Genomic DNA, 14,414 nt, shown 5'->3' on the forward strand with positions numbered 1-14,414 from the left:
CCTCCTATCTCACAGGCGTAGCAGCGGACATCTGAAACCCGATGGATACCAGTTCTGCACAAGTACCAGGAAGCATCATCAGTGCACCAGGTGAAAGCAAATAATCCGCTTCAACCAGCATCTCACGATAACTTTCCGGCAGAACCGAGGACATATTACGCAGCTTCTCCCCGTGTTCATCCTGAAGAACCGTCTCCTGGGAAATTCCCTTCCATCTTCGTGGCTCCGGAATGGGACCTTCCAGCAGATGATCGGATATAAAAATATTCTCGACAAGTACATTGCCGTCAGGCACGCTCATACCCATGATTCTTTTGGCAATTGGCTCTGGATCTTCGCCAGTAGCTACCCCATCGGTCATATGACATACAAGCGGTGCAGGACAATCCTGCATATTTGGAATTTCAGCCTGTAGAATCTTCTCGGCCTGCAGGAAAGCTTTCGCTGAATCAGAGAATCTTTTCGGTGTTAAGTCGGGTAAGGAACCCACAGCAGCGATTTCGTCAATGCCCTTAATCCCGTTCAACAGATCGTACACATCGTCGCTGTATGCAAGAATCGCGATCCTGTAACGGGGTGTCAGTCGGTTCCCCTTGGTCGAACGAAACACCATTTGGCGAATAGCCAGAGATAAGGCATCATAGACGACATCAATCCGTCGACGGTTGTCCAGAACCATATTCATGGAGGCGCTAATATCAATTAAATAGATTATCAGTGCGGGTGTGCGCTGGGATGCTTGAATTGTGTAGTTCATCTGGGATGTGTCACCTCCGTCGTTCACGTTATTTTACAAGTTAGGTAATGCATAATCCGTATTGCTCAGGAATTTATTGATCGCATTCATTCGTGCTGCCACTTTACCGACACCTTTGAAATAGGTCGCATCGGTGTTGTACAGATTTTTAAAATCACGTGCATACGATTCAGCATTCTCAATTTTTCTGCCTTTTTGCGCATTATATGTTTTATTGTAATGGGCAATCAGTGTGACGACATTCTGAGCACGTTTTTTCTTGAGTGCAGCTTTCTGGGCTGCCTCCTGTTTGCGTTGTGCTTCGGCTGCTGCCTTACGCTCAGCTTCCTGCTTCGCAATTTTGGCATCATTTTCTTTTTTCCAGACTAGATAAGCTTCATATTTCGCCTGTTTGTCGTACTTTTCCTGCTCAGCCTTTTTGGCTGCATCAAGCTTTTGTTGTTTCTGCTTGGCAAGATAAGCCTCATATTTCGCTTGCTTATCATACTTGGCCTGAAGTGCTTTGCGCTCTTCTTCCTTCTTCTTGGCTTCTGCCTGCTTTTTCTTTTCCTCAGCATCAAGTTTTGCCGCATCTGCCGCTTTTTGTTTCTTTTCTTCTTCCTGCTGCTTCAGAGCAGCCACCCTCTCAGCTTCGGCCTCTTCCGCAGCCTTTAGCTCGGCCTGCTTGGCCGCCGCCTCCTGCTCCTTCTGTTTAACCTCGGCCTGCTCGGCCAATATTTTAACCGTTGGCACGCTTCCAGCCAGGAGAACAATCAGCACCGCCGAAGAAATCATAAACTTTTTGGATCTGTAGAAAGGAATCTTGGCTGGCTGAGCTGCATCATCATGCTTGGGATTTAGCTTCGCGTCCAGCTCTTGAATCGCAGCCTCAACTTCCATCTGCATCGCACTGTTATCCGGAATGAAATGATGTAATGAACGATACACTTCGAGCGCCGCAGCCGGTTTGCCTTCATCCTCTAATGCTCTCGCCTGAAGGAACAGACGATTGACTACCGCTTCCTGACCAGGTGAGGGTTCCACGGCGGACACGTTCTGATCCGTATTTCCCAGTTTATCCGATATACCGCTTGCTGCTCCTGTCCCTATAATCTGGTTCGTCTCTACTGCATTTGTCTGGTCTGAAGTCTTGACTTCAGATTCTTCAACTAATGCTGCGCTTGCCAGATGGATATCCACTGCAGCCAGCGCCACAAACCATTCCCCAAACGTAGGGCAGCTGCTGAGATCATGACTCTCCCAGGCACGAATAAACAGATCCGACACCTTGGAGCCCCAGCGCTTCTGGAGCGAATCTCTCATGGTATAATAACGCTCATTTACCGTCTGCATTTCATGCTGGTCAAAATAACTTTCTCCCCATGCTTTCTCCACAATCGCTGCATCAGACCAACTTAACATTTCAGCAATGATAACTGCTCCGGCAAAACGATCGGCATACGCACTCCACAAACCACTGTGCACTGTCCGATGGGCCGCATACCCCGGTGAACCGGCAAGCAATGCATCCGGACGATCCATTCTGGAACCATACATCTGCTCAACATCTACCAGTTCAACTGCTGAAACCCCTCTCAGGTTCTCCACTTCGGAAAAAAACGGAATCATCACATTGGGTGCGGACAAATCACAATGAGCCAGTCCACGCTGCTCCATAGCAGAACCGGTCCCGGCTAGAGCTCTCGCCAGCTTCAGGCTTTCTTCTGCTGTCAGCTGCTTCTGATCGCTGATTACATCGAACCAGGTCAGACCATGTACCCACGGCATCAATACCGCATACAACAGATCAGGATGTTCTCCAATAAGCGCTCCGTTTCTTTCCGGAGTGAGCACATCACGCTTGCATACCTGCAAACCTGGCAGTTCACTATAAGACTCCATATGCTCAGACTGATACACCATAGCCGGGATACGGAATTTAGGAAAAAATACTTTTAGTGCTTTGGCCCCACTTATGGAACCGTCACGGGGTAACAACTGATAGACGATACCCTGCCTTCCAGCTTGGGCGTAAGCCAGACCAGGTGCAGCCGGATGCTGCCCAATGATATAGGCAATGTCGTTAATCACCACTTCATCCCCGGGATTTGGTTGAAAAGACATGCTCATCCCTCTCTCTGTCATTCTGTCATAGTGCAACAAAAACCGGGAGTTGTGAAAACGCCCGGTTTTTGCTGTAGTTGTAAATCCTCAGCTTGCTTCCTGCATATGATTCTGGGCAAATTCGGAAATGGAACCTGCCTGAACTATGTATCGCAGATTAGCGAGCTTGGTCAGCCGTACGGAATTTGTTGGCAATAGCCGTCAGTTCCGCGCTGATGCTATTCAGCGTCTGAACGAAAGATTGCATTTGTTTGCTAGCTTCCTGGAATTCCTGGAAGAAGCGTTGCTTCGTCATACCTTCCCATTGTCCTTCCATGCTTGTGATGGATTGAGTCAATGTAGAAACGATTTGCTGACTTTGCTCACCGCTTTGTTTAAATTGGTTGGAAACCTGATCAAGCTGTTCTGGGGTAACTAAAATACGTCCTGCCATTTGTAAATTCCTCCTTGGTTTGTGCAATTAAATTCGCTTGTTCAAATTGTACTATACAAGGATCGATCGGACAAAAGCCGAAGGACCTAATCCTATTTACCCCATTTTTGGCATTCGAAACTTCGCCTAACAGACTATTTATAAAAAAAATCACTTTCTGCTGTCTTGCTTATTCAGCCTTGTCCTCCGTGAGCTCAAGAAACCACAGGTTCGGTTCCTCTTCTCCCACGAAAGGAGGGATCTGTGAATCTCCACGCCACAGGTTCAGGCTGCATGGCCTGAATCAGGGTCGCCGGTGAGCCATCAGGCGGTGCAGCATCCTGTACACGGTACACTGCCGCTACCGCGGAAAATGGATCGGATACAACAGCAGCAGTTGCCGAATGCGCAGGCATAATCTCTCCTGCACGCTCCGTCTGAAGAACATTCAACATATTGACTGCATTGCCATAGGCTGTATTCACATGACTCAACACTGTACGATACTCCATGTCCACCTGCTGGAATAACAAGGCCTTGCGTCCCAGCTGTACGCTCAAGTCCATAAAACGACGTACTGCTGCTTCGCAGAGTCGCTTGCTGTGATTCCATTCATTCATAATCGCGGCGCGGGCTTCAAGATCCCACTCCAGCGAATGAATGGCCTGATCCAATACTGTCATCTTTTGCTGTATTTGCTCCGCCGCATACTGAATCTGCCTGCTCAGTGCCCGAAGCACATCCGGTTCCACACGAATGCGCATTTACCATCACCTTTCCTCTTCCCCTGCAGGCTGTTTAAGCCAGTCCAGCAGCATCTCGTGAAACTGTTCTCTCGTCGTCAGTGCTGCAACAAGCCAATCATCCGAAGCCGCAGTACTCATGCGAAACAGCCAGTTGGATACCGTACTTGCAGCAAAAGCCGCAGACTGTGATTTCCATCCTTCTCCGTTCCATACAAGCAACCGCAGTTCTCCTTCTGATTCCTTGTTCACCAGACAGCGCGCAAGCGCAAGTGACCCCTCGGGATCGCTCGTCTCTTGTACCAACTCATCAGCCACTACCTGTAATTCTTTGTTCTTCAGATCATTCATCACATCATAGAATTTTTTCTTGGAGCACATCAGAGCCGGTTTTTCCGCCGGAGAATGACCACTCCAATTCATCCGTTGAATCAGAAAATCAATCGCTTCACGAACATTCCCCAAATCACTCAGCCGGAACGAATCCGGTTCGTCTGCAACACGGGATACTTCAACGACTCGTTCATCCGTGCAGTGCACATAACTTTCATACGACTTGCCGCTGTGCGTGTAGCGAATCCAGCAAGCCCTGTCGGACAGTCCCGCAATGGCTACCCTGGAGAAAACGGTCGGTGTCATGATCAGCTCATTGCTGTCCTGATCCTGAATCAGATATCCTTTGTCAAGCAGGGATGTTTTTACACGTTCCCACTCCAAAGCAATGTCTTCCGCCATATATCCGCGGAACGGATCTTCCACGCCAAGCAATCGGTCTGAACCGAGAATCCCGGCCAGGAAAAAAAGCTCTTTTATTTGCAAAGTGACTACCTTTTGCTTGGAATCATGAACCGTCAACATTATGAGCCACCTCCCCTCAAACTACAACATGCCATCGGTCACGAATTTCAGAAATCCAATCAGTCATATTCCAGGTGCCATCACATGGAATTGCACCTTTAACCCTGGAATATTTACGTTTTACATAATAACCTTGACCCGGAGGCAGTACCTTCAGCCCATTGGAACTCCCACCGGATTCCGAATAAGGTATACGGAAGAACGAGAGATCATTAGGGTCTAAAGTCCCGAACAACAATCCGCTCTGGGAAGCCTTCACATCGCTCACCCAGTCAGAACCAAAGGTCGGAAAGTCTGCCGGAACTCCTGACAGAATCACATGTATGCCTCGATCCCTGCCTTGACGAACGATCACTCCCAATTGATCCTTCACATTAAAATCATTTAATTGTTTGGATAATGTATCCGCATCGTCGATAACGAGAACGATCTCCGGTCCACCGGTTAACTCGCCTCTTTTTAGAACTTCATCGTACAACTGTTGGATCACAGGTGCAAGCTGTTCTTCACGGGATACATGTCCGCGGACATGGGGCAAACTGCTGATTTCCCCCAGTCCGCCGGAACCATACCGCATATCTACCGTGCATATTTGCACGTCTTCAGGAGACGCATGATAGGCAAGTGATAACATCCAGGTCAGCAAAAATGTCGTTTTGCCACCTTCCATCGGACTCGTAACCATGAAATGTGGCCCTTCACGCAAATTCAGCTGGAAGGGTTCCAGATCATCAGTCAGCAAACCTACGGGTACTGTTAAGGATGATACGTCTCCGACTTGCCCGAAGGTTCCTGTACGGATAAGCACATCTTTGAGCTTAATCTCTTCTGGGAGCGGCGCAATCTGCGGCGCTTCTTCTCCGTTCCAGCTTTCTCTGATCTCTGCAATCATGTGGCGCAGAGCGGAGGAACGCTTGCCTTCATCTGCGCCGGATGACGGCAAAGCCGCCTGGAACATCAATGGAGGAACCTGTCCTTTGACCAGTCCTCTTCCTGGTGGAAGCTGGCTAGGTGCCTTGGACGGCCGACCTACTGCGTAATAATAGTCGCTTGGATCAGATAATTCAAACGAAACCGCATTTGGAATATTGCTTCTGAATTTCTCAAATACATCCGTAACACGGTTGGCCGTGAGAATAAATGTGATTCCTAGACTGCCGCCTTCACGAAGGATCGTTTCCAGAAGTTCATTCTCCTCCGGATACGCATTTCGGAAAGAAAGATAACCATCGATAACAACTAAAATTTGCGGAACGGCTGCATGGGCTGTGCGACGGTAGGCTGATATCGTCTTAACTCCCGCTTCGGAGATCATGTCTTTGCGTTGTGCAGACAGTTTTAGAATATACCGGAATAACCGCTTGATTCGATCTTCCTCTTCAGACATCATTACCGCACCAATCTGAGGCAAACCTGCGAAATCCTTCATCATCCGGCCCATATCAATAATATAGCCATTCCAAGGCTCAGCCCGTTTAGAACGGGCCAGTGACATCAGCAAGGTTTGAACAAACGTCGTTTTTCCCAGACCAGGCATACCGTATACCACCAGATGTCCCTGATCCACCGGAAGTGCGAGCGGCTGCTGTCGTTGATTAGGCAGATCATCCAGCAGGCCAACCACAGGTTTCAGGCCACTGGCACCGCCGTCAAGCAATACCTCACGGTTCTCTTCTTCCTGCCAGTCGTTAAGGCTTTCCCATTCGAGTGTCTCAGGCAAGGGTGGCAGCCAGGGTCCCGGTAATCTAGTGATCCCCGCCTTTGCCGCCACTTCTGCCACATAATCAATAAATACCTGAAGCTGCTTGGGCACATCCTCCCCTTTGAGCACAGCCCTGCGCTCTCCAGTCAAGAGTGGTTCCCGTTTCCCATTCAAACGAACTTCCATAACAGGCAGTACCGTCGTTGTATCTTCCTGCTGATTATACGGCGCACCGCTCCAGGCGAATTGCATTTCCTCAAATACTTCATCACTGCCTACCTGGAAATATCCACGACCCGGCTTGGTGATCCAGGCCGCATTCGGAATTTTGATCATATCCCGACTATCCCCTTCGCTTTGAACGCGAAGACAGATACGGAAACGCGAATTGCTCCAGATTTTATCATCGACCACACCTGCAGGCTTCTGAGTTGCCAATATAAGATGTACACCCAGTGTCCGACCGATGGCCGCTATGCTGATTAATTCATCCATGAACTCCGGCTGATCCCGCTTCAATTGCGCAAACTCGTCAATGATGATAACTAAGTGCGGCAACGGCTGTTCATGTCTGGAACGCAGAATTTTGTAATATTCATCAATGTGCTGAAGATTTCCCGCATCATTTAATATTTTTTGCCTTCTGACCAGTTCGGCCCGCAGTGAAACATTGGCTCGCTCAATCAAATTCCCATCCAGATTGGTGATCGTACCGACGACGTGAGGCAAGCCCACAAATGTATTCGACATGCCTCCACCCTTATAGTCAATCAACATAAAGGCCAGATCATGTGGATGGAACTCGGCAGCCAGAGAAGCCACAATTGACTGGATGACTTCACTTTTGCCTGAACCCGTTGTCCCTGCGATCAGACCATGCGGGCCGTGCCCCTGGCGTTCAATTTTATCATGTAAGTTAATCGCAATTTTCTTGCCCCCAGCTCGCACGCCCATAGGTACGGGAAGTGTGTCCGGGTATCGTGTCTGGCTCCAGCGTGTGACCACATCCAGATCCTCTACTCGTGATGTGCTTAACATGTCGAACAACGGAAGCACCTGAGGTATATCCGAAGCGGATGATCGTTTCAGACGAATCGGTGACATATAACGCGCGAGCGCCTCTGCGGACTCTCTGGAAATCACATCTGGCGTGTATGTTTGCCTGATCACGTCAGCATCCTCGGTTTTTTTGATATAAAGCCCCTTGCCTTTGGAAGCCTCCATAATCAACTGACAATGCATGGGTAGCGATTCCTTACGGTTTGCCAATATGATGGTACATACATCGATCTCCTGAGCTGATTCCAGCAGCAGGGGAAGCAACGGCTCTTCTTCTATTAATTGCGTATCCGAGAGAACCACCACATAACATGGAGTTTGCACCGTTTTCTTGTAGCGATCTTCCTTATTATTGCGCCGTCGGTTCAACACGGAAAACAAGCTGTCCGCCAATTGATGCGCACCGCTGTGCCTGTCGGCCATATAGCGTTGTCCCTGATCTTCATCCCAAATGTGGGGCAACCAGCGCAGCCAATCCCATTCCTTTGATTCCTTTTCTTCATAAAAGGCAGCAATCTTTAATTCATCCGGTGAATGACGGACGGTCAGTTGTGAAATAATTACGCGCAATGAAGCGAGTACTTCCTCACGATTGCCGACCAACCCCATCACTTTCGACTGAAATAAAGGCAGTGTAATCGATGCTTCGGGCACCGTCTCGAACTCAGCTGCCAATTCATGAGCCGCTTCAATTAACTCATCCTTTTCATAACCGTCCACACGAGGAACCTGAAGTTTGATTCGAAACGGAATTTCACCTGTGCCGATTCGCACCTGCAAGAAGTCATCATCTTCTGGGGAACGTTCCCATAACGAACTGTTGCGATTCTTCACCAACTGAAGACATACATTGGGATCCCCATGAATTTCATACAGACTCTTCACTTGCTCCGCTTGAGCTTCCTTCAGCTCTACACGATGTTTCTCCAGTTGTGCACGATACATGGTAGTACGCTCTTCCAACTTTTTGCGATAGGACTTCTTGTTGCTCAGATATACAAAAAACGGAATCGTGTATGAAGTAAGCATCATCATAACCGTCATCATCTGAAACATCATATAATTGGGATTATTCATTTTGCCGCTCATATTGATATATACGTAGAAACCGATGCTGACCATCGTCATCATGATCGGTACAATAATAGAAATCATTGAAAATGTAGGTTTGTTTGGTTCTGCCGGAGGCCTCAGAATTTCCAGCCTTTCTTCCTTGAGAACCGGTGTCATTCTTGGAGAACGCTGATATAACACATTCACGAAGAGAAGACCTCCTTATATTTCATTGCCGTAAACAATATATACGTTTAGATTGTTCATTCGTTGCTGTCCTGCTGAAACAATGAACGTCTTCCATACACCGGCGCTTCTTCAGAAGTGGTGGAAAACGCCCGCTGGACCCGTACACAACTTCCTTGACGCAGCCCTGTTTCCATTAACTGTTGTGAGTTTTGTGGCGAGAACCACAATCCTTCCGGAAATTTGGCTTCAAGGATGTACTGAATGCCCTCTCCCGGTGCCTGACCGAAAATACGGACTCCCAGCAATGTCTTCAGATGTTCAATAGTACATTCATCCGGTACCTCGATGTCGAACCACTCGCCTTCCTCCCGACCGGAATACACGGTAAGAATCAAAATAATCCCTCCCATGGTCTCATATGTAAATTGTCCTAGTGTCAAATTAAATCAAAAAAATGCAGATGAAACGCTATTCCATCCCTATTTTCTTACATAAACACCCTGTTTGCAATGTGCAACCTGTAATTTTGTTACATATGACCCACGTATATATTAAAATATCGTCCATTCGACTCAGAACTTTCGTGGCAGTAGTCACGTTAATTATTGCAAACATGCGAAACTGTACGTCTTTCTTCCATATATATGGAATCTGTAAACTGATTTTTCGGGACTTTTTAATGCTTCGCCCACAATTGAATTGTGAACACTTTTCAAACATTGCACACCTTTATGTTTTCATAAGCTGATTTTAAGGTAATTTTAAGCATTGGAATTTAATATAACCAGTAAGAAATAACTCTCGTGAGGTGATTTCTAGTGAGAACACTAATAACTTTTCAAAACAAATCAATCCCTGTATATTTCAATCAAGAAAACAAACAACCTGTGCAAAAGACACTCCGATTGCTTAGCAGTGCCCTTGAGCATAAGATTAGCAATGGTAAACGTGCTTTACAGAAATGTCTGCAATCATTGATTAGTATTGAGATTGTCGGTGGTGAAGCCATTCTTCACAGCCGTAGCGAAAATGACTCCCTCGCCTTATCCCTTTATTAAGATGAGTCAGTTGTTTCATTCAACTTGGAAACTGCGAATTCATTTATTCGCGAACATAAGGAAAAGGAAGCTTGCCGTTAAGGACAAGCTTCCTTTTTCGTATACCGAATCCTTTTATCTATTTCTAATGCAATCTGCTGACGACATAAGCATTCTCGTGTTCTTCTTCCATCTCGGCCTTTTGGATTCGAATGACAAACAACCGAACCAGGTTATCACGTGTGTTTTCTTCCTCACAAGTATTCAGCTTTCTCAGAATGAAACGGTCAATGGACATGAAGTTCAGGCCCCTTTACCTATTGGATTTACGGATCTGTTCTGCCCGTGTATCCATAAATAACCAGATTACAGGTATGCCAAACAGCTTTTTCACACCATTTTCCAACCTATTTTTCAAACGTGTAAAAACATGCAAAAGACCGCCATATCAAGCTTGAGGCGGACTTTGCGCAATCTTTGTCACTCTTTCTCGAACCCTATCTGATTATAAAATAAAGTGTTCTCTAATCCATGTTCACTGTCGAATTATCGCACTCCCGGATATTCCCGATATTGATGCTGAATGCTGATCCAGCGAGTCCGTGTGAACTTCTCAATAGCCCAATCGCCACCAAAACGACCAATACCCGATGATTTCTCACCACCAAACATCACATGCGCCTCATCGTTCACGGATTGATCATTTACATGCACCATGCCCGATTCAATCTGCTGGGCCACTTGATACCCTCTTTCCAGATTTCCGGTGAATACAGAGCCGCTCAATCCATAAGGCGTATCATTCGCCAAACGCACGGCCTCCTGCTCATCCTTCGCTTTCATTAATACCGCGACAGGTCCAAACAATTCCTGTTGCACGATATGCTGCTCCGGTTTCACATCCGCAAGTACGGTGGGCTCCAGCACACTGCCTTTGCTCGTACCACCGAGCAGCAATCTTGCTCCTTCCGCCTGGGCTCCCTTAATCAAGTCCAGCAGGCGCTCCACTTCCTTCTCACGAATGAGCGGACCTACCAGCGTTTGGGCATCCGAAGGATCACCAGCCTGAATTTTTTTCGTTTTGGCGACAAAGGACTTCACAAACTTATCGTAAATATCAGCATGTACAATAATACGATTAAGTGCCATACAGATTTGCCCCTGATGCAGGAATTTACCGAACACCGCAGACTCTGCAGCACGTTCGATATCCGCATCTTTCAGGACAATCATCGCATTGTTCCCCCCAAGTTCAAGCGCAGTTTCTTTTAATTGCTCACCCGCGAGTTTGCCGATGCCCTGCCCCACCTCTGTGGAGCCTGTAAAGGAAATGACTTTGGGTACCGGATGCGCTACAAAATAATCTCCAATCTCACTCCCGCTCCCAGCTACCACATTCAGTACACCTTCAGGTAATCCAGCCTGCTCAAATAGATCAGCAATAAGCCAACCAGCCGTAATCGGAGTATCAGACGCAGGCTTAATAACGACTCCATTACCCAAAGCAATAGCCGGGGCTACGGAACGCAGACACAGGTGCAAAGGAAAATTCCAAGGGCCGATCACGCCGATAACTCCCTTGGGTTCCCGCACAACACGATTCTCTTTCCCGGATGTATTTGAAGGCAGAATCTCCCCCTTCATCCGATATGGGAACGAAGCTGTTTCATCCACAATCCGTTTCGCAGAAGCAAACTCCGACTCGGCCTTGATGCGTGTGCTCCCGGATTCCGTAATCAACAATTTTATAATTTCCTCTTTGCGCTCAACCATTAGAGCCGAAACTTTGCGGAGTACACCTTCTTTAACCGCCGGCAGAGACTGCTTCCATTCCACCGAACTCTTTTGAGCCGCCTTATATGCTCGATCTATATCTTCCTTGTTCGAGGATCGCCACGTTCCGATGACCTCTCCCGTGTAAGGATTTTTATTTTCCACTGTTTTCTCGCCGGAGCCTTCTACCCATTCGCCATTAATAAATTGTTTCGTCCATGTTGTATGTTCTGTCTCCATTAAAGTCATCTGAATAACGCCTCCCAAACAAGATTGAATGTCTCACCTCAAAGCTGTGTAGTAGTTCATTAACCTTGTTAAGGATTGCGCAAACGTGAAGGAGAGATGAATCCTTTCATCTTTTGATGGGAAAAGTATTGATAGAAAAAAGCTCCTCAATGCTCAACTTACTCAGCCAAATGTTTACTCCTTCAACTCCCGGGCACCGTCTTCTCTCCAAAAAGAGTCAAGTCTTCCCAGCCATAAGCCACCTCTAACAGATCTTGACCGCCAATCCGGATATGCTGGGTTTGGACAGGAGTTCCGCCCATTTTTTCATAGAAACGACAGGCTGAATTTTGCTCCAGTGCCCAAATCAACAGGTTCCTCATATCCAGCGAAAGGAGATAACGAACGACGTGTCTCGCCAGCTGCTGGCCGATACCCGTTTGTTGCACTTCTTTCAGTAAATAAATAGCATACAACTCAGCATCGTAAGGCAATTTGCCTTCACGTTCCTTTCCACCGCAGGCGAATCCGACAATTTTCCCATCTTCCTGCTCAGCCACCACCAGAATCTGATCCTTTTCGCCAGAACGGATATTTCGTTCCCATTGGGACAACCTTGATTCCGTAGTCAGATTGTCCAAAAAATCATCCGGCACGATCCCTCGATATGTCGTCTTCCAACTCTCTGTATGTACATGGGCTACGGCTTCTGCATCCCCTTCACGCGCTGGTCTGATTTGCATGTTATTACTCCCTTTCTCTCGGCCAAGCCGTGACTATACGATCCCCTTCTTCAGATAAATCCGGCCCTAGGGCCGGATCGTTACTTGTGTGCCCACTGACACTTTCGAAGAAAGGTCCAGCACATCCGAGTTATACATACGTATGCACCCATGAGAAACGGATTTGCCAATGGATGAAGGATCATTGGTTCCATGAATCCCATAATGCGGCGCCGACAACCCCATCCAAAGAACACCAAATGGCCCTCCAGGGTTCTCTTGTTTGTTAATAATCGTAAACACGCCGTTAGGCGTCTGCGTGAGCATCTTGCCTATAGCGACAGGATAACCCTTAACCACCTGCGAGCCATCCAAAAGATATAACATATGATCCGACAGGTCCACGATGATGCTGTAATCTGGCATGATGGCATCCCTCCTGATCTATCCTATGCAGGATATAGAGGGATGCCCGCCTGGTCTCAGGCCTCTTCCCAGTCTTTTGTACTGCGGACATGTTTCGGTTTGCGAGAGCTGACGGGTTTGCTTGAAGCGGTCCGTCGTTTGGATGCCGCCTGTTCCTTGCGCTGCTGAAACTTCAGTTCCTTCTGCATTTTCAAGTAGTTGCCCAGCCTTTTTTCATCCAATGAACCTTCCTGAATAGCCTCCTTTACAGCGCAGCCGGCTTCCCGGGTATGTGTGCAATCCTGAAATCTGCATTCCGCAGCAAGTTGCTCAATTTCACCAAAAGCATGTGACAAACCATCCTGACCTTCATCCCAAAGATTGAGTTCACGCATTCCCGGTGTGTCAATCAATACCGCTCCCTGCGGCAGTACAAATATTTCCCGATGAGTGGTCGTATGACGTCCGCGGCTGTCGTCCTCACGAACGGCCTGCGTAAGCTGTACACTCTCGCCCATCATCCAGTTGACCAGGGTAGACTTACCACTACCGGATGAACCCGTCAAGGCAACCGTTGTGCCTGGAGACAGAAATTTTTCAAGTAAAGATTTGCCCTGATCCTGAACAGCCGATATGGCCAACACTTCAATCCCAGGAGCGATGCCTTCCACCAGTGAAATTTGGTCTTCCACATTCTCGCTCAGATCGCTTTTACTTAGAATGATGACAGGTCTGACTCCACCATTCCAGGCCATCATAATGTATCTTTCGAGCCGTCTCAAATTAAAATCATGATTAAGAGCGGCAACAATCAGTAATGTATCCACATTCGCCGCAATCAATTGCTCTTTGGTCACTGGACCAGCGGCTTGTCTGGATACCCTGCTCTGACGTGGCACAATGCTGTGAATGATGGCTTCTTCTCCAGCTTGCCCTGTAGTAGCGACCCAATCCCCAACGGCTGGTACAATGCCAGTCTCCTCATGATCATGTCGCATCCGCCCGGATACCCGTCCCCAGCATTCTCCTTCAGCCGTAATCAGGCGAAGCAATTGCCCGTGATCCGCAATAATTCTTGCCGGTTTTCTTAATTGTTCTTCCATACCCGTCTGCTGCCACAGCTCCTGCCACTTTGCAGACCAGCCGTATTTCTCCATCGTGTTATTCAAAATAAAAATTCCTCCCGATAAATGGTGTGTTATCCTTCATTGACATTAACAACAATCAACAATGAACGCTCCGGTCCGGCATCAAAACCAAATAAGCCACGAGCAGCACTTCACCCGCGGCAATAAGAAGTTAGCCGAACGAAAGATTGTTTTTATGGCATTCATATCGGACACATCAATACGACAATCCGACACTCGTTATCC

Annotated in this window: 13 protein-coding genes; 1 reads left to right on the top strand and 12 read right to left on the bottom strand. The window is 47.6% G+C overall.

Annotation, left to right across the window (positions count from 1 at the left end; translation table 11 throughout):
• Window positions 1-4: 4 nt before the first annotated feature.
• From HW560_RS26365 to HW560_RS26395, 7 genes are all read right to left on the bottom strand, one after another.
• The gene (locus tag HW560_RS26365) at window positions 5-757 is read right to left on the bottom strand and encodes a vWA domain-containing protein (RefSeq protein ID WP_064639011.1); all 753 of its coding nucleotides are present in this window, start codon (window positions 755-757) and stop codon (window positions 5-7) included.
• A gap of 33 nt (window positions 758-790) precedes the next feature.
• Window positions 791-2,860, bottom strand: a complete 2,070-nt coding sequence (locus HW560_RS26370; protein WP_179265138.1) for a serine/threonine-protein kinase — start codon at window positions 2,858-2,860, stop codon at window positions 791-793.
• A 157-nt stretch (window positions 2,861-3,017) separates the two neighbouring features.
• Window positions 3,018-3,293 (bottom strand): WXG100 family type VII secretion target, encoded by a 276-nt coding sequence (locus HW560_RS26375; protein ID WP_017689071.1) that lies wholly within the window; start codon window positions 3,291-3,293, stop codon window positions 3,018-3,020.
• 194 nt (window positions 3,294-3,487) lie between these two features.
• Complete coding sequence (locus HW560_RS26380; protein WP_063566322.1) at window positions 3,488-4,036, bottom strand: WXG100 family type VII secretion target; 549 nt, start codon at window positions 4,034-4,036, stop codon at window positions 3,488-3,490.
• Between the two features lie 6 nt (window positions 4,037-4,042).
• On the bottom strand, window positions 4,043-4,873 hold the full coding sequence (locus HW560_RS26385; protein WP_090896189.1) for a hypothetical protein: 831 nt from the start codon (window positions 4,871-4,873) through the stop codon (window positions 4,043-4,045).
• A 16-nt stretch (window positions 4,874-4,889) separates the two neighbouring features.
• The gene (essC, locus tag HW560_RS26390) at window positions 4,890-8,894 is read right to left on the bottom strand and encodes a type VII secretion protein EssC (RefSeq protein WP_179265139.1); all 4,005 of its coding nucleotides are present in this window, start codon (window positions 8,892-8,894) and stop codon (window positions 4,890-4,892) included.
• 56 nt (window positions 8,895-8,950) lie between these two features.
• A complete protein-coding gene (locus HW560_RS26395; RefSeq protein ID WP_090896181.1) occupies window positions 8,951-9,271 on the bottom strand; it encodes a hypothetical protein in 321 nt (106 codons plus the stop codon).
• 423 nt (window positions 9,272-9,694) lie between these two features.
• Between HW560_RS26395 and HW560_RS34090 the strand changes: the two genes are divergently transcribed.
• Window positions 9,695-9,934 (top strand): hypothetical protein, encoded by a 240-nt coding sequence (locus HW560_RS34090; protein ID WP_024630323.1) that lies wholly within the window; start codon window positions 9,695-9,697, stop codon window positions 9,932-9,934.
• A 124-nt stretch (window positions 9,935-10,058) separates the two neighbouring features.
• On the opposite strand, the gene HW560_RS26400 is transcribed toward HW560_RS34090, so the two are convergent.
• The 5 genes from HW560_RS26400 to rsgA all read right to left on the bottom strand — a co-directional run bounded on the left by HW560_RS26400 (window position 10,059) and on the right by rsgA (window position 14,198).
• On the bottom strand, window positions 10,059-10,211 hold the full coding sequence (locus HW560_RS26400; RefSeq protein ID WP_177185675.1) for a hypothetical protein: 153 nt from the start codon (window positions 10,209-10,211) through the stop codon (window positions 10,059-10,061).
• Between the two features lie 248 nt (window positions 10,212-10,459).
• Window positions 10,460-11,935 (bottom strand): aldehyde dehydrogenase family protein, encoded by a 1,476-nt coding sequence (locus HW560_RS26405; RefSeq protein ID WP_179265140.1) that lies wholly within the window; start codon window positions 11,933-11,935, stop codon window positions 10,460-10,462.
• 182 nt (window positions 11,936-12,117) lie between these two features.
• Window positions 12,118-12,657 carry a GNAT family N-acetyltransferase gene (locus HW560_RS26410; RefSeq protein WP_179265141.1) on the bottom strand — a complete coding sequence of 180 codons (540 nt, stop codon included), beginning with the start codon at window positions 12,655-12,657 and terminating at the stop codon, window positions 12,118-12,120.
• A 66-nt stretch (window positions 12,658-12,723) separates the two neighbouring features.
• Window positions 12,724-13,062 carry a L,D-transpeptidase gene (locus tag HW560_RS26415; RefSeq protein ID WP_079346840.1) on the bottom strand — a complete coding sequence of 113 codons (339 nt, stop codon included), beginning with the start codon at window positions 13,060-13,062 and terminating at the stop codon, window positions 12,724-12,726.
• Between the two features lie 56 nt (window positions 13,063-13,118).
• Window positions 13,119-14,198: a ribosome small subunit-dependent GTPase A gene (gene rsgA, locus HW560_RS26420; RefSeq protein WP_179265926.1), complete on the bottom strand. Its 1,080-nt coding sequence runs from the start codon at window positions 14,196-14,198 to the stop codon at window positions 13,119-13,121.
• Between the last annotated feature and the right edge of the window lie 216 nt (window positions 14,199-14,414).

Origin of the sequence: Paenibacillus sp. E222, assembly GCF_013401555.1 — a bacterium.
Classification (GTDB): domain Bacteria; phylum Bacillota; class Bacilli; order Paenibacillales; family Paenibacillaceae; genus Paenibacillus.